Here is a 21,834-nt window from a genome sequence, read left to right on the forward strand (position 1 = left end):
TAGAAACTTAATTCTACCCCCTTTAACAAGACTTATATAACAAAAAACTACATTTGTCTACTTGATATTATCTTAATAATACTTGTTTAAGCACCAATTTGCTTATCCAGTTTCTCACTTAGTACTGATTTTGGCACAGCACCGATTTGTTTATCGACAATCTCACCATTTTTGAAGAATAATAACGCAGGAATATTACGAATTCCAAAACGAACTGAAATTTCTGGGTTTTCATCAACATTTACTTTTCCGATTACCGCTGTATCAGCATAATCCTTAGCCAACTCTTCTACAATTGGACCTACCATACGACATGGACCACACCACTCTGCCCAAAAGTCAATTAAAACTGGTTTGTCTGATTTCAACACAACTTCTTCAAAGTTGCTATCTGTAATTTCTAAAGCCATATTTTTATTTTTTTAACCGAAGTTATTTGATAATTATTATTTACTCATTTATAAGAACAAATATAATAAAGATGTCCGTAATATAAGTGTAATATTAAATTGACACCATTTAATTCAATCGATAATTTACACCTTCAAACTGCTCTATAGCCTCTAAGAACTCATTTGTCAAGTTGATACGCTTTAATTTCGCAGGCATCTCAATAGAAATTTCATCCTGCGGATCCCAAATTTTGAAACGCAGTTGACAATTCGGAACCACCCCTTCGATCTCATTTGAATCCAGCACTTGCTTCATCTCCTCCAAAAATAGATCATTTAATGCTGGCAATGCAATATTAATGGTGAAAATTTTAGCCATTTTCTCTCTCAAATCCGACAATAGCTGAATACCCTTGATCTCAAAACCCCAGTTCCCAACTTGTTTAAACCTTTCCTGCACCAAACCTCGGAGCTGCACAAAATAGCCTTCTTCAAGATACCCCTTGAACTTCACATAATCTTCACCAAAAACCATTATTTCATAAGAATCTGAATAATCCTCAATAATGAAAGAACCAAAAGGCTTACCCGATTTTGCAATACGATGGTTGGCAAGAGCAATAATACCACCGATAACAACCTCCTTATTTTTTATCCGATTAAAATCCAACAAAACATCTTCTTCAACTTCAGAAGCCTTAACCTTATTGATTAACTGCAGATCACTCACTTTGTTTTGACAGAAATGCTTAATCTCAAACTTATAGTTATCCAAGGGATGACTAGTCAGATAAATACCGATTACCTCTTTCTCGTACTTTAATTTTTCGATCAAACCCCATTGTGGACAAGAAGCCAATACAGGTTCTGGAAGCTCAGCCGCGCCATCTCCACCAAATAAACTTACCTGAGCCGAATTTTCATTTTCCTTGAATCGCTGTGCAAACTTAATCGCTTTTTCCAAACCCGTGGAATTATCTTCACTGTGAAAATATTGAGCACGGTGCATATTTTGAAAACCGTCAAATCCACCCGCATAAGCTAAACTTTCAAAAGCTTTTTTATTAGCGGCACGCAGATCAATCCGTTTTGCCAAATCAAAAACCGATTTATAGGGCCCCTTCGCACGTGTCTGTACAATCGTATCAACCGCTCCTGCTCCCACACCTTTAACAGCTCCCATTCCAAATCGGATCGCACCACGATCATTCACAGTAAATTTATAATGTGACTCATTCACATCTGGAGCCAATACTTCAAGTCCCATGCGCTTACACTCCTCCATAAAGAAAGTGACCTGCTTGATATCATTCATGTTATTTGAAAGTACAGCTGCCATGTATTCCGCTGGAAAATGCGCTTTCAGATAAGCAGTTTGATAAGCAATCCAAGCATAACAGGTCGAGTGCGATTTATTAAAGGCATAACTTGCAAAAGCTTCCCAATCTGTCCAAATTTTTTCTAATACTTTCGGGTTATGTCCCTTTTCAGCAGCCTGAGCAACAAACTTAGGTTTCATCTTATCCAAAACCGCTTTTTGCTTCTTACCCATAGCTTTACGCAACACATCGGCATCACCTTTGGAGAATCCCGCCAATTTCTGAGAAAGAAGCATCACCTGCTCTTGATATACAGTAATACCATATGTTTCCTGCAAATATTCCTCACAAGCATCTAGATCATAAATAATAGGCTCTGTCCCATGCTTACGCTTGATAAAACTGGGGATATACTCCATTGGTCCAGGTCTATAAAGGGCATTCATAGCAATTAAATCCGCAAAAACCGTTGGTTTCAGATCTTTCATATGCTTCTGCATACCCGGAGATTCATATTGGAATACCCCAACCGTTTCTCCTCTTTGGAATAACTCGTAAGTCAATTGATCATCAATAGGAAATTCATCGGGATCTAATTCCAACCCATTACTCAACTTCACGTTAGCGACCGTATCCTTTATTAAGGTCAATGTTTTTAACCCTAAAAAGTCCATTTTCAACAAACCTGCAGATTCAACAACAGAGTTATCAAACTGTGTCACATACAGATCTGAATCTTTTGCTAATGATACAGGAACAAAATTAGTGATATCGTCAGGAGTAATAATTACCCCACAAGCATGGATACCTGTATTACGCATTGAACCTTCCAATACGCGGGCCTGCTTAATCGTTTCCGCTTCAAGACCCGCACCTTCCGATATGGCGATCAGACGATTAACAGCTTCCAGTTCATCTGCGCGCAAAGTCTCTTTCAACGCTTTTTCATCCATATTGAAGATCTTTGCCAGCTTCAAATTTGGAATCAGTTTTGCAATTTCATTGGCTTCCTGCAAAGGCAGATCCAGTACACGAGCCGTATCTTTAATAGACGATTTGGCAGCCATGGTACCATATGTAATAATCTGGGCTACTTGCGAAGCTCCATATTTATCAATTACATACTGCATCACGCGACCACGACCCTCATCGTCAAAGTCAATATCAATATCGGGCATCGATACACGATCGGGATTTAAGAAACGCTCAAATAGCAAATCGTATTGTATCGGATCCAAATTTGTAATCCCTAAACAGTATGCTACAGCAGATCCAGCGGCAGAACCACGACCTGGACCAACAGAAACCCCCATTTTACGAGCTTCAGCAATAAAATCCTGTACAATCAAAAAATATCCAGGATAACCGGTCTTCTCAATGGTAGTTAACTCAAAATCCAGGCGCTCCATGATATCGTCTGTTACACCCTGCTTGTAACGACGCTTAGCTCCTTCTATAGTTAGATGTCTTAAATACTTATTTTCCCCCCTCTTACCATGATCTTCCTGATCTTCTGCAACCTGAAATTCCTCAGGGATATCAAAAGCCGGTAAAAGAACGTCACGGTATAAAGTAAAGATTTCAATTTTATCGACGATCTCTTGAATATTGATAATCGCCTCTGGTATATCCTTAAATAGCTTCTTCATTTCTGAAGCAGGCTTGAAGTAATATTCCTGATTAGGTAATCCAAACCTAAAACCTCGCCCCCGTCCTTTCGGTGTGCTCAACTTTTCACCATCCTTCACACACAACAAAATATCATGGGCGTGAGCATCAGGCTTATTGATATAATAAGTATTATTCGTCGCAATCAGCTTTACGTCATGTTTACGAGCCAAACTGACTAGCGTCGTATTTACGCGGTCTTCATCCTCCTGACCATGGCGCATCATTTCAATATAAAAATCATCCCCAAACTGATCTTTCCACCAGATCAAAGCTTCTTCAGCCTGATTTTCACCGATATTAAGCACTTTATTGGGCACCTCTCCTTGAAGATTCCCAGACAGGACAATTAAATCCTCTTTATATTGCTCAACAACCTTTCTGTCAATACGAGGCACATAATAAAACCCTTCCGTATAGGCTACTGAGGCCATTTTAGCCAGGTTATGATAACCTTTTTTATTTTTCGCTAAAAAGACAATCTGATAACCATTATCTTTTCTTTTCTTATCAAAATGATCATCACATACGAAAAACTCACAACCGACAATAGGTTTGATTATTTTCTCCGTAGGACTTTCTCCAGCAGCTTCTAATTCTTCATTTTTTGCTTTCGCCGCTTTATTATGATCGCCTACTTTAGAAACAAAATGAAAAGCACCCATCATATTACCATGATCGGTCAATGCAACAGCTGGCATGCGATACTTCGCAGCAGTATCCACCAAATTAGCTATAGAAATTGTTGATTGCAGGACCGAAAACTGAGAATGATTATGTAAATGTGCAAAATCGGCATTTTCAAAATCATTCAGCACATCATGATCAATCACAACTTCCTGACCACCACTTGGCTGACTGCGCTTTCTAATTTCATCTGAAGCCGCCTTCAGATTCACGTGCTTTAAACCAACAGTTGGAATTACTGATGGGTTCTGCTGTTTAAAATCTACAAAATATCCTGTATCAGTCTGTAACTGATCAACAGTAAAAACTTCCCTTCTAACTAATTCAAAAAAACAACGTGTAGTTGCTTCCACATCGGCAGTTGCATTATGTGCTTCAGCAAAGGGAACTCCAAATAGATACGAATGAAGTTCAGTTAAATTTGGTAATTTAAAACGACCTCCACGTCCACCAGGCAATTGCAGTAAAGCAGCTGTAACCTCAGTACAGGTATCCAAGATAGGCATTTCACCCATAGGAGATTGAACATCATAACGATAGAACTCGCTACCCATAATATTCAAATCAAAACCAATATTTTGACCTACAATAAATTTGGCTTTAGCTAATGCTTCATTAAACTTAACCAGAACATCTTGAATGGGAACACCCTGTTCTGTCGCTAACTCGGTCGAAATACCATGAATTTTCTCGGAGTCATAAGGAATATTGTAACCATCCGGCTTGATCAGATAATCCTCATGCTCAAGCAGATTACCCATTTCATCATGTAACTGCCAAGCTATTTGAATACATCTGGGCCAATTATCAGTATCTGTAATCGGCGCATCCCAACGTTTGGGTAATCCTGTTGTTTCCGTATCAAATATAATGTACATACCTTAATTCTTTATTCTTTCCTAAACAGCTAAATATCAACAACTAAAAGACTTTCAAACAGATTAAAACAGACCTGTTTAAAAGTTTACTAATTTACAAATTTATTCCTCACTAAAGCTGAAAAACAAGTCATTTTACTAAAAAAAATAAGCTCATTTTTCATCTTTTCGCCTCCCCTTATCCTGTTCAAACAAAAACTGCGTTGTGCAAAAAAAGCAATGAACTTAAGCCATCTTTTTAAAAGCTTTTACTAATTCACTAACAGCCTGATCTAATTCATTTTCAGACAAGGATGCAAAACCAAATCGAAATGCATTTTGAGTTTCATCGATACGAACAATTTCAAGCGAACAGTTCAAAAGTAAATCATTCACCAAAAACGGAGGCTTTAATCGCACCCAAATGGCCATTCCACCAGCAGGCAAGGAGAAATAAGTATAATTACCTAATCGATCCCGTAAAAGCTGATCCAAATAATCCCTTCGTATTTTATAGCAACGTCGTGCTTTTTTTAAGTATCTGTTCAACTCTCCCTCTTTAATCAACTCGGCTAAAGCATGTTGCATATAACCATCTCCTCCCACATCAATTATCTTTCTATAGGCAGTGCACTGCGCAATGAATTTTTCTGGAGCAACCATAAAACCAATACGGATGGAAGGATCTAAGATTTTGGAAAAAGAACCGATATAGATAACATGCCCCTGATGATTACTACTGGCCAATGGTAAATAAGGAGATGAGGTATAATGATAATCATAGTCATAATCATCTTCAATAATCACAAATCCATACTGTTCAGCTAATGCTAATAATTTCATTCTACGCTCTACCGAAAGCGTAACTGTGGTGGGATAATGATGATGTGGTATAACATATATCAAGCTGATTTTTTTCAACTTACACCAAGCTTCCACGGCATCCGTATCAATACCATCCTCATCAACCGATACCGAAATAACCGATGCACCGGTATCTTTAAAAACCTGATTTGCCAATGGATAGTTGGGTTCACCAACAAGCACATGTGAACTATTATCCAGTAAAAGTTGTGCTGCCAAATATATACTCATTTGCGCTCCATGAGTAATCAGCACATGTTCCACCCCCATAGTGAGACCTCGAGACTCGATCAGATGATTCGCCAATTGCTCGCGAAGCTTGAGCACACCTTGCCCCGTACCAATATTTGCAATCTTTGAAATTGTTTTTCGGTTTGTAAAAGTCCGATAGGTCTTCAATAAATCATCAATTGGTGACAATCGTATATCAGGATATCCGTCATCAATAAGCACCTTATCAAATCTTTCCGCGATTTTAACCAACACATCTGGCTGAGATTTTTTATACGAAATGGGAAGATCTTTTCCGTACCCCGTACGCACGAATGGCCTATTCCATTTTTGGGCCTTCAAAATTGGGATAAAGTTTGAAACAGCAACATATTTACGCGGCTCCACAATAATCCAGTCCTGAGACTGGAGCTCTTCGTAAGCAGCGATCACTGTTTTACGGTGAACAGCAAGATTTTTTGCCAATTCACGACTGCTGGGCAGATGTGCCCCAGGTTTTAAAACCCCATCGCTGATCGCATTAATGATTGAAATCGAAATCTGCCTGTATAGGGCAATATTACTCGATTTATCAATGGTTATAATATGTTCAAAAGGAAGCATACTGGACTACTTAATTACTTAAAACTGGAGCACAAAGGTAGTCCTATTTAAGAGTAATTTTGTCATAACAATTAAAAAAAGAAAATATGAAATCAGAAATTAGACAAGCAACATTAGCAAACCTTGACGAAACAGCAGTATTATTTGATTTATACCGTGTTTTTTATCGTCAGCAACCAGATCTTGAAAAAGGAAAAGCTTTTCTTAAAGAAAGATTTGTAAATAGCGAATCGACGATCTTCTTAATCTATGTGGATAATCAAGCAGTAGGATTTGTACAGCTTTATAAACTTTTCCATTATACCAAACTAGCTAAACAATGGTTATTAAGTGACTTGTATGTACACCCGGACTATCGCGGCCAAGGTCTATCGATCGCGCTTATTGATCGCAGTAAATTATGGTGCGAAGAAACAAATGCTTGTGGACTAATGCTGGAAACAGAAAAAACAAACATAGTCGGCAATAAGTTATATCCAAAATGCGGATTTGAATATGATGGATTACACAATTATTATCATTGGTGGAAATAAGCATACGAGAATGGCGAACGTAAAACGTTCGTCATTCTTCAAAAATTAAACTCAAGCTTTATTCAAAAATTAATAAATTGCCACCATGAATATTTCCGATCTGATTATTACTAAGAACGAGCAGACTGAACTGGCTAATATTTTTCTTAATCAAGAGAACAATGCTTCCATACAGCAGTTAATAAAAGAATATACCTACAGCGAAGAACTCCTTCAATATGGACTACCTGTAAACAATAAAATCCTCTTGCATGGAAGTTCCGGATGTGGTAAAACAACAACCGCCAAAGCAATCGCGCAAAAACTGGGAAAATCCATTTTAACACTAAACCTCAGTACAATTGTCTGTTCCCGCATTGGCGAAACATCTCAAAACATTAAGCAAATATTTGATAAAGCGGCCCGCGAAAAGGCTGTCCTGTTCCTAGATGAGTTTGATCAAATTGCAAAAGCAAGAGGTAATGACGACAAAGATGTTGGGGAGATGAGACGCCTGGTAAATACACTGATTCAACTCATCGATTATTTACCACAGACCGTATTACTGATCGCCGCAACGAACCATGTATCCATTATTGATAAAGCATTGCTGCGCCGATTTCAATTACAGATCAGCTATGATTTACCATCACAGTTAGAATTAGACAAGTATTATGCTAAGCTTGTCGAAAAATTCCCTGCAGATATTAAACAGTTTCAAAGAAAATACGAGATATCCTACGCAGAAGCTCGCGATCATGCTTTCACACAAGTTAAAGCAAGTCTGATAGCAAAATTGGAAAAACAATAAATCACGATGATATGACTAACACAACCTTAGAGAATCTGAAAGTAATTGAAGATAAAATCAAAGCATGTTGCCTGCTAAACAATCGTGACCCCAAAGAAGTCAAACTATTGTTAGCGACTAAAACAGTTCCGGCAAATCGTATAAAAACGGCTTTACTCGCAGGATATACATTAATTGCAGAAAATAAAGTTCAAGAATTAAGGGACAAATATGACGATTTAAAAAATATCCCGCATACCAATCATTTTATAGGTCATTTACAAACCAATAAAATCAAATACATACTCCAGCATGATGTCACTTGTGTGCAATCTATAGATCGGTTTGATCTAGCCCAAAAAATAAATCAAAGATTACAACTTGAAAATCGAACGATAGACATTTTAATCCAAGTGAATACTTCCATGGAAGAAAGTAAATTTGGCATATCACCTGATAAAACAATTGATCTGATACGACAGATAGCCATATTAGAAAATGTAAAAATTAAAGGGCTCATGACCATTGGTCTATTCAGCGCAGTAGAAGATAAAATTCGTGCCTGTTTCCGATTATTGAAAAACCTCCAGCAAGACATTATCAAAGCTGAAATCCCTGGCGTCGAAATGACAGAATTGTCCATGGGTATGAGTGGCGATTATGAAATTGCTATTGCCGAAGGAGCAACAATTGTACGCATAGGGACAGCAGTATTTGGAAAGCGGATATATCCAGACTCCCACTATTGGGACGAAAGTAAAAACTAATATCACAAAAAAGGCTTTCCAATGAAAGCCCTTTATATCCTGTTATAATTAAGAATTATTTTGCATCCAAAATAATAACCTCAACTCGTCTATTCTTTTGACGACCTTCTGGAGTTTTGTTATCAGCTACAGGTTTAGTCTGACCAATACCCTTTGCCGCGATTCTAGACTCTGCAATTCCAGCATCTACCAAAAACTTTTTAACCGAGTTAGCTCTCTTTTCAGCTAACCATTGATTATACTCCACAGTACCTGTCGCATCTGTATGCCCATCAACACGGATCTTACTTTTATTTTCTTTTAAAAGTGTTGCCAATTTACTCAATTCCGCTTTAGCTTTTTCTGTTAAATAAGAAGAGTTTGTCGGAAATAGCAAATCTGATGAAATCGTAAATTTAATTCCTTCATCTGTACGAGTAGCATCTTCAAAATCACGTTTAACGTTTTTCAATCCATCATCAGTACCATCAATACTAACAACAGCACCAGGATTAACAATTACAGCTTGTTGTTTACATGAAAACAAAGAAATTGAACAAAGCAAAGCAACAGCAATACTATTTATTTTTTTAATCATCGAATGTTTAGATTATTTATGAAAGCAAAAACTAACTGTAAAGATATAAAAAAAAGTGAACTCAAGAAAAACAGAAAGGGATACAGATCTTAGACATAACGCTACAAGATCTTGTATCCCTTTAATTCGTGCAGCAGTTTCGCTTATTTCTTATGATAGATCTTTTTAATAGTTGCATTAATCTCCGGTATCTGGTTATACAATTTCCAGATCAATCCAGATTTTGCATTCTCCATTAAAACAGCCACACTCGCCTGATTTTTCGCATTAAAACCATCGGAAACATCATTATTTTTCAAATCAATCCAAGATCTAAAACCATATTGGGTAAACAGCACCTTAGCATATTGATCATAAAATTTGCGCAAAGATTTTTGACCGATCTCCTGTTCGAAAGCAACAGCCGAAATTGCGATTGCTGGATTCACTAAATAATGCCCCACGCTATCGCTCGGATTCTGTACTCCCCAAATATCTGTATAACTAGATCCCAAGTTTAATTCATTATCCCTTCTTTTATAAGCTAAAATATAATTACTTGCTAGCTCATCATAATCGACATAACCATCGTATTTTCCCCTCGGATCTAAGGTTAAAAATGGTTTATAAAACTCAATCAAACTTTTATTTAAATCGCCAATTGCAATTTTTTTACCATACAGCATATGTTTTTCAAAGATCAAACTATCTTCAAAGGATACGGGGGTAGCTGGTTGCACCTGCGGTATCATAAGCCCACCATTCATATGCGAAGCAGCACCTTGATCAACTGTCGATGGAGATAAACTAAGCAAACTATCCGCTAGAGGTAATTTTTTAGCATATCCATTCAGGTAACTCGCTTCCGTCAATGGATAAGTCGGAGAAGACATCGCTAATAAATAAGCACTTAAACCATCATTCAAGCCGTTTAAAACTTTAGACTGATAGGTGCTATCTACAGCTGACCATCGATCCATCAGGGCATCAGGGTTTGACTTTGATGTTAGCTTTTGCCAATTCACCCGTTTCCACAATTTCGTTACATCCTCTCTAAAATTCTGTTCATCAGCAACATCTTTTGAGAAGTATTCCCGAGCAACAAGCAATCCTTCCATAAGTTTTGCCGTCGCTTTAACATCATACATCTGTACGCCATCAGTATAAAATGGTACGCCTTCCCTTCCATCATAAAATGCCGTAAATACACCTTCATGATGCTGAGCCTTGTTTAAAAACTTCATCATCCTACTCAAACGCAACAATAAAGCTTGACGCGAAATAACATTATTTTCAGCACCAACCAATAATGAAAGAATCGCATAACCCGATTCTTCTATAGAAACGATCGCCTTTTTATTTGATTTATTAGGTAGAAAAAGACCGCTGTTGATGTCATAGTTCTCAATAAAATAATTGACATTCGTCAATTTAATCAAATTAGACAGTTCTAAATCACTTGCAGGTTTGGTTTGAACTTCTTTTACCGAAGAAAATGGAGATTCCAGATAATCATAATCTACCCATGCGATCTTATAGTAATATTTTTTATTATATTCTTCGACAAGATCATAGCATTTTTGCATAAAAACTGGTCGAATGGCAATCGCTTTAAAATCAACATTATCTGTCGATCTGTAAATTTTTATATACCGGATACTCGGTGTTAACGGCAGTTGCCATTGAAGCTCCACCTGCTTATCAATACTGGAGACCTGTGACAGAATAGCTCCTGAAGACAACTTGACACGTGAAGGATTTTTAGGCAAAAACTCCAATTGATCTAAAAACAGCTGATGCGTCATCTCATCAGTTCCGTTTTGATGAAAAACCACTTCAGAAACCGCTTCCCCTGCTTTTAAATTTCCAAATTTTGACAAGGGTATCTCTATATTAAGCCAAGTATCATGATCAAAGTCATCTATAAATGGGGAAAGTTCTAAAATATTAGTTTCAGAACCATTTTGAAGCAATTGAATTTTCGGAAGAGTTTTTTCTTTCGTATGCGGTGTTTGCACATAAATTTTAATTGTCAGCACATCACTGGCCTGGACCTGATAATTGATCTTATGGCGATCATTTAGTAAAGCAACCTTCCAATTTCCAGCATTTGATGACAAATAACGGAGTGAAAGTGAATTTCCTGGAGTAAAAAATAAAGAATCTGTAGTCGGTAAATTTTTCTTTACATTCTGTACCCAACTGTCTCCCGAATATTCCACCAAGCTTTTAGCATAGTTACCTGACAAGAGACTGTTCTCAAACACAACTTCAGGATAAGTTTGTGCAGACAAGGTTGTTGCAGTAGAAATAGATAAACCGATTATGAATAGTAATTTTTTTGACATGCGCATAAATTGATAATAAACATCAAACAAAAAGTAAGCCATCTATACTTTAATGAATCACAAATGTAATAAAGGATTTCCAATGTAAATGTCATACGTAATTTTAATTTCGGAAAAAATGCACTAATTTAGCCATCTGATTTTTTCATAACAACTTTATATGAAAACTACATTTGAATTTGAAAAGCCAATTGCAGATTTGCAATTGCAGATAGAAAAAGTGGAACAAGTTGCCGTAAAGACGAAAGTCGATATGAGTGCAACTGTGTTAGAGCTACAAGAAAAACTAGCGAACGCTGAAAAAGAAATATACGGTAATTTGTCTGGTTGGGAAAATGTGCAGATGTCGCGTCATCCGGAGAGACCTCAAACATTTGATTACATTAACATGATCTGTGATGATTTTATCGAATTACACGGAGATCGTACTGTAAGAGATGATAAAGCCATCGTCGGTGGATTTGCATCGATCGGAGGTCAATCAGTTATGGTTATCGGGCATCAAAAAGGAAAAAACACCAAAGAGCGTCAATACCGCAACTTTGGTATGGCTAACCCTGAAGGATACCGTAAAGCTCTTCGCTTAATGAAAATGGCAGAAAAATTCAACAAACCTGTCGTTACATTGATCGATACAATGGGTGCATACCCAGGTTTGGAGGCTGAAGAAAGAGGTCAAGGAGAAGCCATAGCACGCAACTTACTGGAAATGTCGGTACTAAAGGTGCCTATTATCTGCGTAGTAATCGGTGAAGGTGCTTCTGGTGGTGCATTGGGTATCGGTATCGGTGATCGTGTATACATGCTAGAGCATACCTGGTATTCTGTCATCTCTCCTGAATCTTGTTCCTCTATCCTATGGAGAAGCTGGGACCACAAAGAAAAGGCGGCAGAGGCACTAAAATTAACCTCAAAAGACATGCTTGGCAATGGCCTTATCGATGGTATTATCAAAGAGCCACTAGGTGGAGCACATCAAAACCCTGAATTAGCGGCCGAGTTATTAAAAGCAAAATTGGTTGAAGATTTAGCGATTTTGATCGCCAAAGACGAAGATGTTTTGGTGGATGAACGTATAGCGAAATTTAGCAAAATGGGCGTAGTAGTTGAATAGCACTGCCATTCACAACAAAATAAAAGGGACACTTTAATAAAAAGTGTCTCTTTTATTTTGTTCCGCCCCTCTCCAGTAAAGAAAATAGAAAAAATAAGATTTTAAAAAAGAATACGTTACAACATATTTCAAAAAAATTAGCAAATATATTTGTTCCCTTTGCTAGATTTTTCTAGCTTTGCATCACTCCAAACAACGAAGGAAACTTCATAAGAGTAAGATTCCGTAGCTCAGCTGGTAGAGCAATACACTTTTAATGTATGGGTCCTGGGTTCGAATCCCAGCGGGATCACAAAAGAAAAGCTAATCTTATGATTAGCTTTTCTTTTGTATAAAACGGTTAAATTCGAATATCACTCCCTGCTTCTATCAATCAATCATTGGAACTTGTAATGCTATAAATGATACGATCATCAGCTATACCATTTACAATAAAAATGAACTTAATGCAGCCATCTGTTGACTGTTGTTATGTAGAAATAAGATATAAATATCAAGAGAAAGAGTGCATAATCATACGAGTAATTCCACTGCTCATTATTAAAACAAACGAAGCGTAAAGAATTCATTAAGTACTAGTGAAAACTTTCCTGACAAATAATTTATTCTAATGAAAAAATCAAATAAGGCCATATCAGCGGCATTACTATCTATGATCAGTGTTCAAGGTGGTGCCTCTATCGCTAAACATCTTTTTCCTGCCATAGGAGCAACAGGAACAAGTATGTTGAGAATTGGCCTGTCTACCGTATTGCTAAATATTATAAATCGTCCTAAATTCTTTCAATTCACGAAACAACAATGGTTATATTGCGCTATTTATGGAATAGGAATTGCCGCAATGAATCTTATTTTTTATTTAGCCATCCAACGCATCCCCTTAGGACTGGCTGTAACGGTAGAATTTATAGGCCCACTTTTTCTAGCTTTATCTTTATCCCGAAAATGGTTAGACGTCCTTTGGGGATTAATCGCTTGTGCCGGTATTTTATTTATCGTGCCATGGCAAAGTAACAACATTGATTTAATCGGACTTCTTCTCGCATTTCTAGCGGGTATATTTTGGGCAGTATACATTGTTATGGGCAGCAAGGTGACCGGCATTATGCCAGGAAAAGACGCTGTAAGCACAGGAATGCTATTTGCAACCCTAATTATTATCCCCTTTGCCCTATGGGATGGTGGTATTTTTAGTCTTACCCCAATGCTGTTTTTAAAAGGACTTGGCGTCGCTGTACTTTCTAGCGCTGTACCTTTTTCACTAGATTTAGTAGCTTTAAAAAGACTTCCAGCAAAAACATTTAGTATTTTAACAAGTTTGCAACCGGCATTTGCCGCCCTATCAGGTATGATATTCTTATCAGAACGTCTTACTCCGTTACAATGGATTTCCGTTGCTTGCGTTATAAGTGCAAGTATGGGCGCTACTATTTTCAGCAAAACGAAACAACAGATCGAAGAATAATTAAGAACGATCTACCCTACATACGAACAATATCACAAAAGCGCTATCTCCTGATAGCGCTTTTTTTATGTCAATCGAATAAGAAATAAGTTATAGAAACAAATCGACCATAAACTAAAAGAAATAAAATCAATGAAAATCCGTTAAAATAAACGGGTATATTATTTTATCTTTATTATCGATATCATATCGTCACTCAAATCTAAATTTAGTACCATGAATAATTTCGATTGGACATCATTTACAAAACGTATCGCGATTAAAGCCTCTCTTTCCGAGATTTATGAAGCCTGGTCTGTTGCGGCGAATTTAGAAAAATGGTTTTTGGAACGTGTCATTTTTCGTGATGCAACAGGAAATCAGCTTGAACAGATCAACCCAGAAGAAAGCGGCATGCAGTACGATTGGTATTGGTACCTGGATCCGACGCCCATGCATGGAGAAATCCTTAAAGCAAATGGTAAAGATTTTCTCCAGTTTACATTTGAAGGTACCAGTTTGGTTGATGTGACATTAAGTACACTTCATGAGTATGTTATCGTAGAATTACGGCATCACCAAATTCCACAGGACGATCACTCAAAGCAATACATCCGTCTGGGATGCTCTAATGGTTGGGCATTCTATTTACATAATTTGAAATCAGTCTACGAAGGAGGTCTCGACCTTCGTAATAAAGACCCTAGAATCGGTAATATGATCAATAACTAACAAACACCAGTAAACCGGCTTTCAACGAAAGCCAGTCAACCTTTTATCACGGTACTACAGAGGAACAACGCCGTATATGCTGGTCGTTATTATCAATACCTAGTCCTGCAGCAATTCCATTTCTTTTTTCAGGTTTTCTTTTGCCCGAACTTCAAAACGGTTATAAAAATAATCTGTTTTAAAAATCCGGTCCATGGACAGAAAATGAGTTAATGCCTTCTTTCGACCAGAGTGGTACTGTACATCTGGATAAATCTGATATTCCAAGCGGATATTTGTATAGTATTTTGCATATTTCTCCCATGGTTGTCCTAAAATAGAAAGATCAGCATCAGTAAAATAATTTGTGTCCTGATCGGTAGAAATTAAGTGCGATTTTGTCGCCAGGATCTGTTCGGTGCATGTCAAGATAATTGCTTCGGAAACAGCAATCTCTTTCATCCGTTTTACGGCAAAATGAGCACTTTCATCTTCATTGTTCTGTTTTGACGCATCGTAGATAATATCATGATAATAAAGTGTAAACAATAGAGCTTCCCAATTCTTGATTTTCTCTTTTACAGCCGTAAGTTCAAGCAGCAGATTTTCAAGATGATCTAAAGTATGGTAATGTCTGAGAGGATCACCATAATAGGCTACTACCTCCCTCCATAAGGAAGCGATCAATTGCTCATCTTTCGTATAATTTTTCAATAGCCCCACAAATGTTTCTTTAAGTATCATCGCTTTTAAATTATCATCAAGTTACCGAGCATATCTGATGCCACAGATTAATAAGTTATTATTCAATAAATGAAAATGATGACATTCATCAATTTATGTGACATCTATCACCTCAAACATCTTGGCACGCCGGCAGTATTTAAGTAACTTAGTATGAAATAAAAAAGCATAACAATATGGATAATACAATGAAAGCAGCACGATGGTATGCCGCAAAAGATATCAGGGTAGAATCAACGGAGATCCCAGCTCCAAAAGCGAAACAAGTTAAAATTTCAGTTCAGTTTGCAGGAATCTGCGGCTCCGACTTACATGAATATGTTCATGGTCCACAGCTCATCCCGGTAGCCGCCCCCTATCCGCTCAATGGACACCAGGGCACAACCACATTAGGACATGAATTCTCCGGAATTATTGATGCCGTGGGCGAAGGTGTACATCATTTAAAAGTTGGCGACCGGGTAGTTGTAGAACCAATCTTTAAAAACTTTGATAGCCCCTTTATTGCAAACGGAGAGTACAACCTGTCAGAACCATTAGGCTTTGTTGGCCTATCAAGCAATGGCGGATTTGCTTCTTACGTTGTAGTAGAGGATTATATGGTGCACAAAATACCAGACACTATGTCCTTCGAGAAAGGTGCATTGGTAGAACCCGCAGCAGTAGCAGTTTATGCGGTCATGCAAAGTAATCTAAAAATCGGCGGAACTGTTCTAGTTTCCGGAGCCGGTCCAATTGGTTTATTATGTGTTCAGGCGGCCCTGGCAGCCGGAGCTAGTACCGTTATCGTAACCGATATCGCCGACAAACGTCTTGAAAAAGCAAAATCTATAGGCGCTACCCATATCATCAATTCGAAAGAGGACGGTATACCCGAAAAAATTAAGACCATAACAGGTCTCGGAGTAGATGTTTTCCTTGATTGCGCAGGTGTACAAGCCTCCTATACAACGGGTATCACGAGTTTAAAAAATGGAGGAACCGCTGTATTAGTAGCACTATTTGGAAAACCTGTGACAACTGATGCGCTCGATCAAGTACTTCGTGAGATCACCATTAAAGGAATTATTGCCTATCGCAATATTTTCCCGCAAGTCATTGCACTGATCGATAGCGGTAGGATGCCGGTAGAGAAATTGGTTACACGCAAGATTGTTTTAGATGAAATCGTCACGAACGGATTTGAAGCCTTAGTTAACGATCCTACGGAAGTTAAGATATTGATTGATATACAAGCAAGCTAAATTTAAAAACAACTGCACAAAAGTTGGCTTGAAAATAATCATTAGGAATAAACAGCAAAGCCCAATCTTTCGATTGGGCTTTTTAGCTTTCGGACCAAAGAAAACGACTCTAAACCCTATTCGTTAATTATTAAACATTTCATAACCTCAAAAAAACTAACAACCTCGTTATCAGCACCATTAACTGATAAAAATTCACCAATAGCCAACCGCACGTGATCACAATAATTTGAAATTCTTGAAAAAAAATTTGCGTAGTCAAATAACTACACTTATATTTATAGTCAAATGACTTCATAATTTAAAACTAACCAGTACTATGGAGATTTGGAACATAAAAAACCGATATATAATTAAAGAAATCGTATAGCGATGTACTTATTTAATTCCAGAACAGTAAAAGATCAAACAATGGATCGAAAACTAACATGCGATAAATAAGGTATTAAGTAATACCGCTCAAGTATAAACAGATCAACATACGAATTGTACCGATTAAAAAACACAGTATGAAAAAGAGAGATAAAATCATCTATTGGTTTTCTACCATTTGGCTAAGTTTAGGAATGGTGTCAACTGGAATTGTGCAGATCATCCACATGGATGAAGAAGTTCATAAAATGAAAGATCTAGGCTATCCCTCCTATTTTCTCACCATTATCGGTATTTGGAAGCTGCTAGGAGTAATTGCTATTCTCCTTCCAAAGCTCCCAGTAGTAAAAGAATGGGCATATGCAGGATTTTTCTTTCTAATGTCGGGCGCAATTTTCACCCACCTTGCAGTTGCTGATAAAGCAGTCACCTATTTTGGTCCTGCGCTGTTACTCCTGCTCACGATTATTTCGTGGTATTTCAGACCAGTTGAACGTAAAGTTGAGAACAGATGAAAATAGAACTGAATCCAGGAGTTGACAAATATTTGATGGATGGCTGTATGCGTTGCAAATATGGCGGTACACCATTATGCAAAGTCAATAACTGGAGAGAAGAATTAGAAATGCTCCGCCAAATTGTACTGGAAGCGGGTTTGAAGGAAGAAATAAAATGGGGTGCACCCGTATATACCTCCAAAGGAAAAAATATAGTTTCCGTTGCTGCATTAAAACAATCCGCCAATATCGGTTTTTTTAAAGGTGTATTATTATCCGACGATCATAAAATCTTAACCCAACAAGGTAATTTACAATCGGACAGGATCATCAAATTTACCAATATAGCAGAAATCAAAAGATTAGAAAATACCTTAAAATCGTATATATCCGAGGCCATAACGATAGAAGAAAGTGGTCAAAAGGTAACATTTCAAAAAAATCCAGAACCTATCCCCGAAGAACTCCTATAGGTATTCGAACAAGACTCTAAGTTAAAAACAGCATTTTACGCATTGACACCGGGGCGGCAAAGAGGATACATCATTTATTTTTCACAACCCAAAGTAGCACAGACAAGAATTGGAAGAATTGAAAAATACCGACAACAAATTATAAACGGTATAGGATTAAACGATAAATACAGTTCCAAATAGCATTAATAAAACATGATCATAAACACATCAAGCAATGACAGGACAGATCATAATAGACTGAAGTGTTAAAGCGAATAAGAGCATAACAATGAATTTAAGAAGAGACGTTTTTCAAGCCCTTGCCGATCCGACAAGAAGAGCAATATTGCTACTGGTTGCCTCACATGCGATGCCTGCTGGAGCCATTGCTTCCAATTTTGACACATCCAGGCCCACCGTTTCTAAGCACCTGCAGATTTTGACCGAATGCGAACTCCTAAAACCTGAGCAAAATGGCCGGGAAATCTATTACCATCTCAATCCGCAAAAAATGAAAGAAATTGCAGATTTTATCGAACCGTTCCGCCAGATGTGGGATGACAGATTCAATAAATTAGAAGCCGTAATGAAAAACTATATAGCCAAATAATCATGGAACAGAAAACAAAAATCAGTGCCGAACATGACAAACAAGAAATCATCATCACACGCGAATTTGATCTTCCTCTAGAATTGCTTTTTAAGGCATATGAAGATGCTGATCTCTTTGAACAATGGATGGGTACAAAAGTACTGAAACTGGAAAACAAGAAACATGGTGCCTATGCATTTGAAACATCACACGATGGCACTGTTGTATTTCGGGCAAACGGAACAATCCATGAATTTGTACCAAACGAAAAAATCACAAGAACATTCGAGATGGAAGATAGTCCATTCCCTGTTCAGCTTGAATACCTCACATTTGAACCCTATACAGATGCAAGCAGTAAACTTACTATCCAGATTATTTTTAAATCTGTTGCTTTTAGAGACCAGCTGCTCAAGATGCCTTTTGCACAAGGCATCAATATGGCGCACAACCGGTTACAGGAGATCTTAAATACACAGAAACAAGATTAAGACAACTCAATCTATTAACAGACCGTTTCTTTGTCTATGAATTACGTCTAGCTGTTCCAGACAATAAATCAGGCCTTATACCTAAAAAACAACCATTATGAACACACAGTTAGAACATTTCTTTGAAAAAACACAACAATGGTCCGAAGAGTTCAATTTACTTCGTGATATCATTACTGAAAACAAATCCTTAGAAGAAGAATACAAATGGATGCATCCATGCTACACGCTCGATGGAAAAAACATCGTTCTTATTCATGGATTTAAAGAATATTGCGCGCTCCTGTTTCATAAGGGAGCTTTACTCAAAGATCCTGAAGGTATATTGATCCAGCAAACAGAAAATGTACAGGCAGGCAGACAGATCAGATTTAAACATATAGCAGAGATTATCACACTAAGATCTGTTATCCAAGCTTACATACGGGAAGCCATTGAGATCGAAAAAGCAGGATTAAAGGTGGAAATGAAAAAAGTGAACGACTACCCTATTCCTGAAGAATTCCAGCAGGCACTGGCACAAGATCAAGAATTAAATACAGCATTCTATTCCCTAACACCTGGACGACAAAAGGGATATCTATTTTATTTTAATCAGGCGAAACAATCCAAAACTCGGCAAAATCGAATTGAAAAGTATTATCAGCAGATCCTGGACGGCAAAGGGATTGATGATTAAAGTCCAGTAAAACCGAGCCCTCTATCACAAAATAAAGAAGCCCGGTTTTACTATCCTTTACCACCACATCAATCTAATTATTGGGGTATTACATTCTCTGCACGAAGACGTTCAAACAAGTGGATAAATGCTTCTTCGGTATTCTGGTAAGCCGTAAATCCCAGTTTTCGGCTATTGGCCATATCCACCATCACTTCGATAGGTCTGCCCAGATCAAGATCTGTATGCCATGGTGAAGCCAATTGAAAAAGTTCATGCTGTTCCAGTCCATACTCCTTTACCATATCAGACCACAATTGACCATCATTTTTAAGTTGTTCGGCAAGAGGCCTCGGCTCTCCATGAAATCCTTCAGCCTCAATGCCGAAATATGACGCGATGCGCTCCCATAACCAACTCCACCGAAAGACATCGCCGTTCACAATATTAAAAGCCATATTCTTAGCTTCCTCAGTCGTCGAAGCCCAGATTAACTGCTTCGCCAGAACACCAGTATCCGTTACATCCGAAATTCCGTTCCATTGCGCTTCCGAACCCGGCCAGATCAATTTCGCCCCTTTTTGTTTACAAATACTGGCATATACGGCAAGCGTTACCCCGAGATTCATCAAATTACCGATCGCATGCCCGATAACCGTATGCGGCCTATGTATACTCCACGTAAATCCATCTCTTGCCGAAGCTTCATATACCGCATCTTCCTGAGCGTAGTAAAAATTAGGATGACTTAGTCTAGGCTGTTCTTCCCGAATAGGTGTATCAGGAAACACACCCGTAGCAACGTATGACTCAAAAGGACCTAAATAATGCTTTAACCCCGTTACCAAAGCCACATGTGCAACAGTTTTCTTTTCAGACAGCACATCGAGAAGATTACGGACAAGAGCTCGATTTACAATAATATTTTCTGCCTCATTGTCTTTCCGCATCCATGTTGTAAAAAACACATGTGTTGGGTAAACATTTTCAAGTGCGATCTTCAGATTTTCAACATCCATAAGATCAGCTTTTACCGGAATTACGCCGTTATCAGTTTGACCGGGATGACGTGCCAGACCATAAGTTTGCCATCCTTGGCCAACAAGCTCCTCAGCCAAACGACTTCCCGTGATCCCAGTTGCGCCAACTACTAATGCAATTTTATCCATTGTTATATCTCTTTAAATTTCTACAACAAAGTTCGCCGCATTAAAAACTGAAAGAGATGATACAGATCAAGAAATTCCATTGATCCAGATCAATGAAATTAATCTGTAGATGCAATTTTCTTACGGATTCTACTCAGGGTTTCAGGAGCCAATCCCAGATAAGATGCCACCAGATGTTGCGGCACACGTTGCATAATTTCAGGACTAGCCTGTAACATACGCTGAAATTTTTCTTCAGCAGTATAGCTGTTCGAACTGATCAGCCGTTCATCTTTTGTAACCAAACTATTTTGATAGAGCATTCTAAAATACCGCTCCATCACCGGGACCTCTTCCATCAATTGTTCATAATCTGCCCGCGATAAAAGCAGTAACTCGGTATCTTCAATAGCATCTATATAGAGAATTGCCGGTTGCTGATTAATAAAACTCTTAAAATCAGACACCCACCAGCCTTCCCATCCAAAAAGGCTGATATGCTCATTTCCTTTCTCATCCAAACGGTACGATTTGATAAGACCTTTTTTCACAAATGAAAGATGCGTACAAACAGCTCCTTCTTCCAAGATATATTGCTTCTTTCTGATTTTTTTGAATGTAAAAAAAGAAGCTATCGCCTCTTTGTCACCACGAGAGAGCGTCACTTTTTTTTCAATATGAGAAAATAATACTTCTAACATGAATTTTCATTTATAGCGTACTCAAACTTAAATAAATTTGTTTTATTAACCCCAGAAAAACCTCCTAAA

Annotated in this window: 20 protein-coding genes, 1 tRNA gene and 1 pseudogene; 14 read left to right on the top strand and 8 right to left on the bottom strand. The window is 37.8% G+C overall.

Annotated elements, in window-relative coordinates:
- Positions 1-86 precede the first annotated feature (86 nt).
- The 3 genes from trxA to JAZ75_RS21055 form a co-directional block, all read right to left on the bottom strand.
- The gene (gene trxA, locus JAZ75_RS21045; RefSeq protein WP_021190487.1) at positions 87-410 is read right to left on the bottom strand and encodes a thioredoxin; all 324 of its coding nucleotides are present in this window, start codon (positions 408-410) and stop codon (positions 87-89) included.
- A gap of 109 nt (positions 411-519) precedes the next feature.
- Positions 520-4,944, bottom strand: a complete 4,425-nt coding sequence (gene dnaE, locus JAZ75_RS21050) for a DNA polymerase III subunit alpha (RefSeq protein ID WP_183912816.1) — start codon at positions 4,942-4,944, stop codon at positions 520-522.
- A 225-nt stretch (positions 4,945-5,169) separates the two neighbouring features.
- The gene (locus JAZ75_RS21055) at positions 5,170-6,621 is read right to left on the bottom strand and encodes a PLP-dependent aminotransferase family protein (protein ID WP_208698210.1); all 1,452 of its coding nucleotides are present in this window, start codon (positions 6,619-6,621) and stop codon (positions 5,170-5,172) included.
- 86 nt (positions 6,622-6,707) lie between these two features.
- Between JAZ75_RS21055 and JAZ75_RS21060 the strand changes: the two genes are divergently transcribed.
- The 3 genes from JAZ75_RS21060 to JAZ75_RS21070 all read left to right on the top strand — a co-directional run bounded on the left by JAZ75_RS21060 (position 6,708) and on the right by JAZ75_RS21070 (position 8,690).
- Positions 6,708-7,154 carry a GNAT family N-acetyltransferase gene (locus tag JAZ75_RS21060; protein ID WP_021190484.1) on the top strand — a complete coding sequence of 149 codons (447 nt, stop codon included), beginning with the start codon at positions 6,708-6,710 and terminating at the stop codon, positions 7,152-7,154.
- A gap of 85 nt (positions 7,155-7,239) precedes the next feature.
- Positions 7,240-7,944, top strand: a complete 705-nt coding sequence (locus JAZ75_RS21065; RefSeq protein ID WP_208698212.1) for an AAA family ATPase — start codon at positions 7,240-7,242, stop codon at positions 7,942-7,944.
- 11 nt (positions 7,945-7,955) lie between these two features.
- Positions 7,956-8,690, top strand: coding sequence for a YggS family pyridoxal phosphate-dependent enzyme (locus JAZ75_RS21070; RefSeq protein ID WP_208698214.1), 735 nt, complete (start codon positions 7,956-7,958; stop codon positions 8,688-8,690).
- A gap of 55 nt (positions 8,691-8,745) precedes the next feature.
- Here JAZ75_RS21070 and JAZ75_RS21075 read toward each other — a convergent pair whose 3' ends face one another.
- Together JAZ75_RS21075 and JAZ75_RS21080 are read right to left on the bottom strand one after the other, a co-directional pair.
- Positions 8,746-9,267, bottom strand: a complete 522-nt coding sequence (locus tag JAZ75_RS21075; RefSeq protein WP_206368298.1) for an OmpA family protein — start codon at positions 9,265-9,267, stop codon at positions 8,746-8,748.
- Positions 9,268-9,410: 143 nt separating this feature from the next.
- A complete protein-coding gene (locus JAZ75_RS21080; RefSeq protein WP_208698216.1) occupies positions 9,411-11,594 on the bottom strand; it encodes a glucoamylase family protein in 2,184 nt (727 codons plus the stop codon).
- A gap of 160 nt (positions 11,595-11,754) precedes the next feature.
- Here JAZ75_RS21080 and JAZ75_RS21085 point away from each other — a divergent pair, with 160 nt between their 5' ends.
- From JAZ75_RS21085 to JAZ75_RS21100, 4 genes are all read left to right on the top strand, one after another.
- The gene (locus JAZ75_RS21085; protein ID WP_132845519.1) at positions 11,755-12,708 is read left to right on the top strand and encodes an acetyl-CoA carboxylase carboxyltransferase subunit alpha; all 954 of its coding nucleotides are present in this window, start codon (positions 11,755-11,757) and stop codon (positions 12,706-12,708) included.
- A gap of 219 nt (positions 12,709-12,927) precedes the next feature.
- Positions 12,928-13,000, top strand: a tRNA-Lys gene (locus JAZ75_RS21090).
- A gap of 318 nt (positions 13,001-13,318) precedes the next feature.
- A complete protein-coding gene (locus JAZ75_RS21095; RefSeq protein ID WP_208698218.1) occupies positions 13,319-14,173 on the top strand; it encodes an EamA family transporter in 855 nt (284 codons plus the stop codon).
- A gap of 216 nt (positions 14,174-14,389) precedes the next feature.
- The gene (locus tag JAZ75_RS21100) at positions 14,390-14,884 is read left to right on the top strand and encodes an SRPBCC domain-containing protein (RefSeq protein WP_208698220.1); all 495 of its coding nucleotides are present in this window, start codon (positions 14,390-14,392) and stop codon (positions 14,882-14,884) included.
- 99 nt (positions 14,885-14,983) lie between these two features.
- On the opposite strand, the gene JAZ75_RS21105 is transcribed toward JAZ75_RS21100, so the two are convergent.
- Complete coding sequence (locus tag JAZ75_RS21105; RefSeq protein ID WP_208698222.1) at positions 14,984-15,607, bottom strand: hypothetical protein; 624 nt, start codon at positions 15,605-15,607, stop codon at positions 14,984-14,986.
- A gap of 176 nt (positions 15,608-15,783) precedes the next feature.
- On the opposite strand from JAZ75_RS21105, the gene JAZ75_RS21110 reads away from it, so the two are divergent.
- The 7 genes and pseudogenes from JAZ75_RS21110 to JAZ75_RS21140 all read left to right on the top strand — a co-directional run bounded on the left by JAZ75_RS21110 (position 15,784) and on the right by JAZ75_RS21140 (position 19,937).
- The gene (locus tag JAZ75_RS21110) at positions 15,784-16,851 is read left to right on the top strand and encodes a 2,3-butanediol dehydrogenase (RefSeq protein WP_232789292.1); all 1,068 of its coding nucleotides are present in this window, start codon (positions 15,784-15,786) and stop codon (positions 16,849-16,851) included.
- A 509-nt stretch (positions 16,852-17,360) separates the two neighbouring features.
- Positions 17,361-17,738, top strand: coding sequence for a DoxX family protein (locus JAZ75_RS21115; RefSeq protein WP_183912804.1), 378 nt, complete (start codon positions 17,361-17,363; stop codon positions 17,736-17,738).
- On the top strand, positions 17,735-18,193 hold the full coding sequence (locus JAZ75_RS21120; RefSeq protein WP_208698224.1) for a DUF1801 domain-containing protein: 459 nt from the start codon (positions 17,735-17,737) through the stop codon (positions 18,191-18,193). Before JAZ75_RS21115 ends, JAZ75_RS21120 begins: the two co-directional genes overlap by 4 nt.
- A gap of 15 nt (positions 18,194-18,208) precedes the next feature.
- Positions 18,209-18,376, top strand: a pseudogene (locus JAZ75_RS26260) (YdeI/OmpD-associated family protein); the annotation flags it as partial.
- Between the two features lie 88 nt (positions 18,377-18,464).
- A complete protein-coding gene (locus tag JAZ75_RS21130) occupies positions 18,465-18,785 on the top strand; it encodes an ArsR/SmtB family transcription factor (RefSeq protein WP_132768519.1) in 321 nt (106 codons plus the stop codon).
- Positions 18,786-18,787: 2 nt separating this feature from the next.
- Complete coding sequence (locus tag JAZ75_RS21135; RefSeq protein ID WP_132768521.1) at positions 18,788-19,258, top strand: SRPBCC domain-containing protein; 471 nt, start codon at positions 18,788-18,790, stop codon at positions 19,256-19,258.
- Positions 19,259-19,355: 97 nt separating this feature from the next.
- A complete protein-coding gene (locus JAZ75_RS21140) occupies positions 19,356-19,937 on the top strand; it encodes a YdeI/OmpD-associated family protein (protein ID WP_208698228.1) in 582 nt (193 codons plus the stop codon).
- Between the two features lie 77 nt (positions 19,938-20,014).
- Here JAZ75_RS21140 and JAZ75_RS21145 read toward each other — a convergent pair whose 3' ends face one another.
- Together JAZ75_RS21145 and JAZ75_RS21150 are read right to left on the bottom strand one after the other, a co-directional pair.
- Positions 20,015-21,085, bottom strand: a complete 1,071-nt coding sequence (locus JAZ75_RS21145) for an SDR family oxidoreductase (RefSeq protein ID WP_208698230.1) — start codon at positions 21,083-21,085, stop codon at positions 20,015-20,017.
- Between the two features lie 98 nt (positions 21,086-21,183).
- Complete coding sequence (locus JAZ75_RS21150) at positions 21,184-21,765, bottom strand: Crp/Fnr family transcriptional regulator (protein ID WP_132768527.1); 582 nt, start codon at positions 21,763-21,765, stop codon at positions 21,184-21,186.
- Positions 21,766-21,834: the final 69 nt, after the last annotated feature.

The sequence above is a fragment of the Sphingobacterium sp. UDSM-2020 genome (assembly GCF_016132525.1).
Taxonomy (GTDB): domain Bacteria; phylum Bacteroidota; class Bacteroidia; order Sphingobacteriales; family Sphingobacteriaceae; genus Sphingobacterium; species Sphingobacterium anhuiense.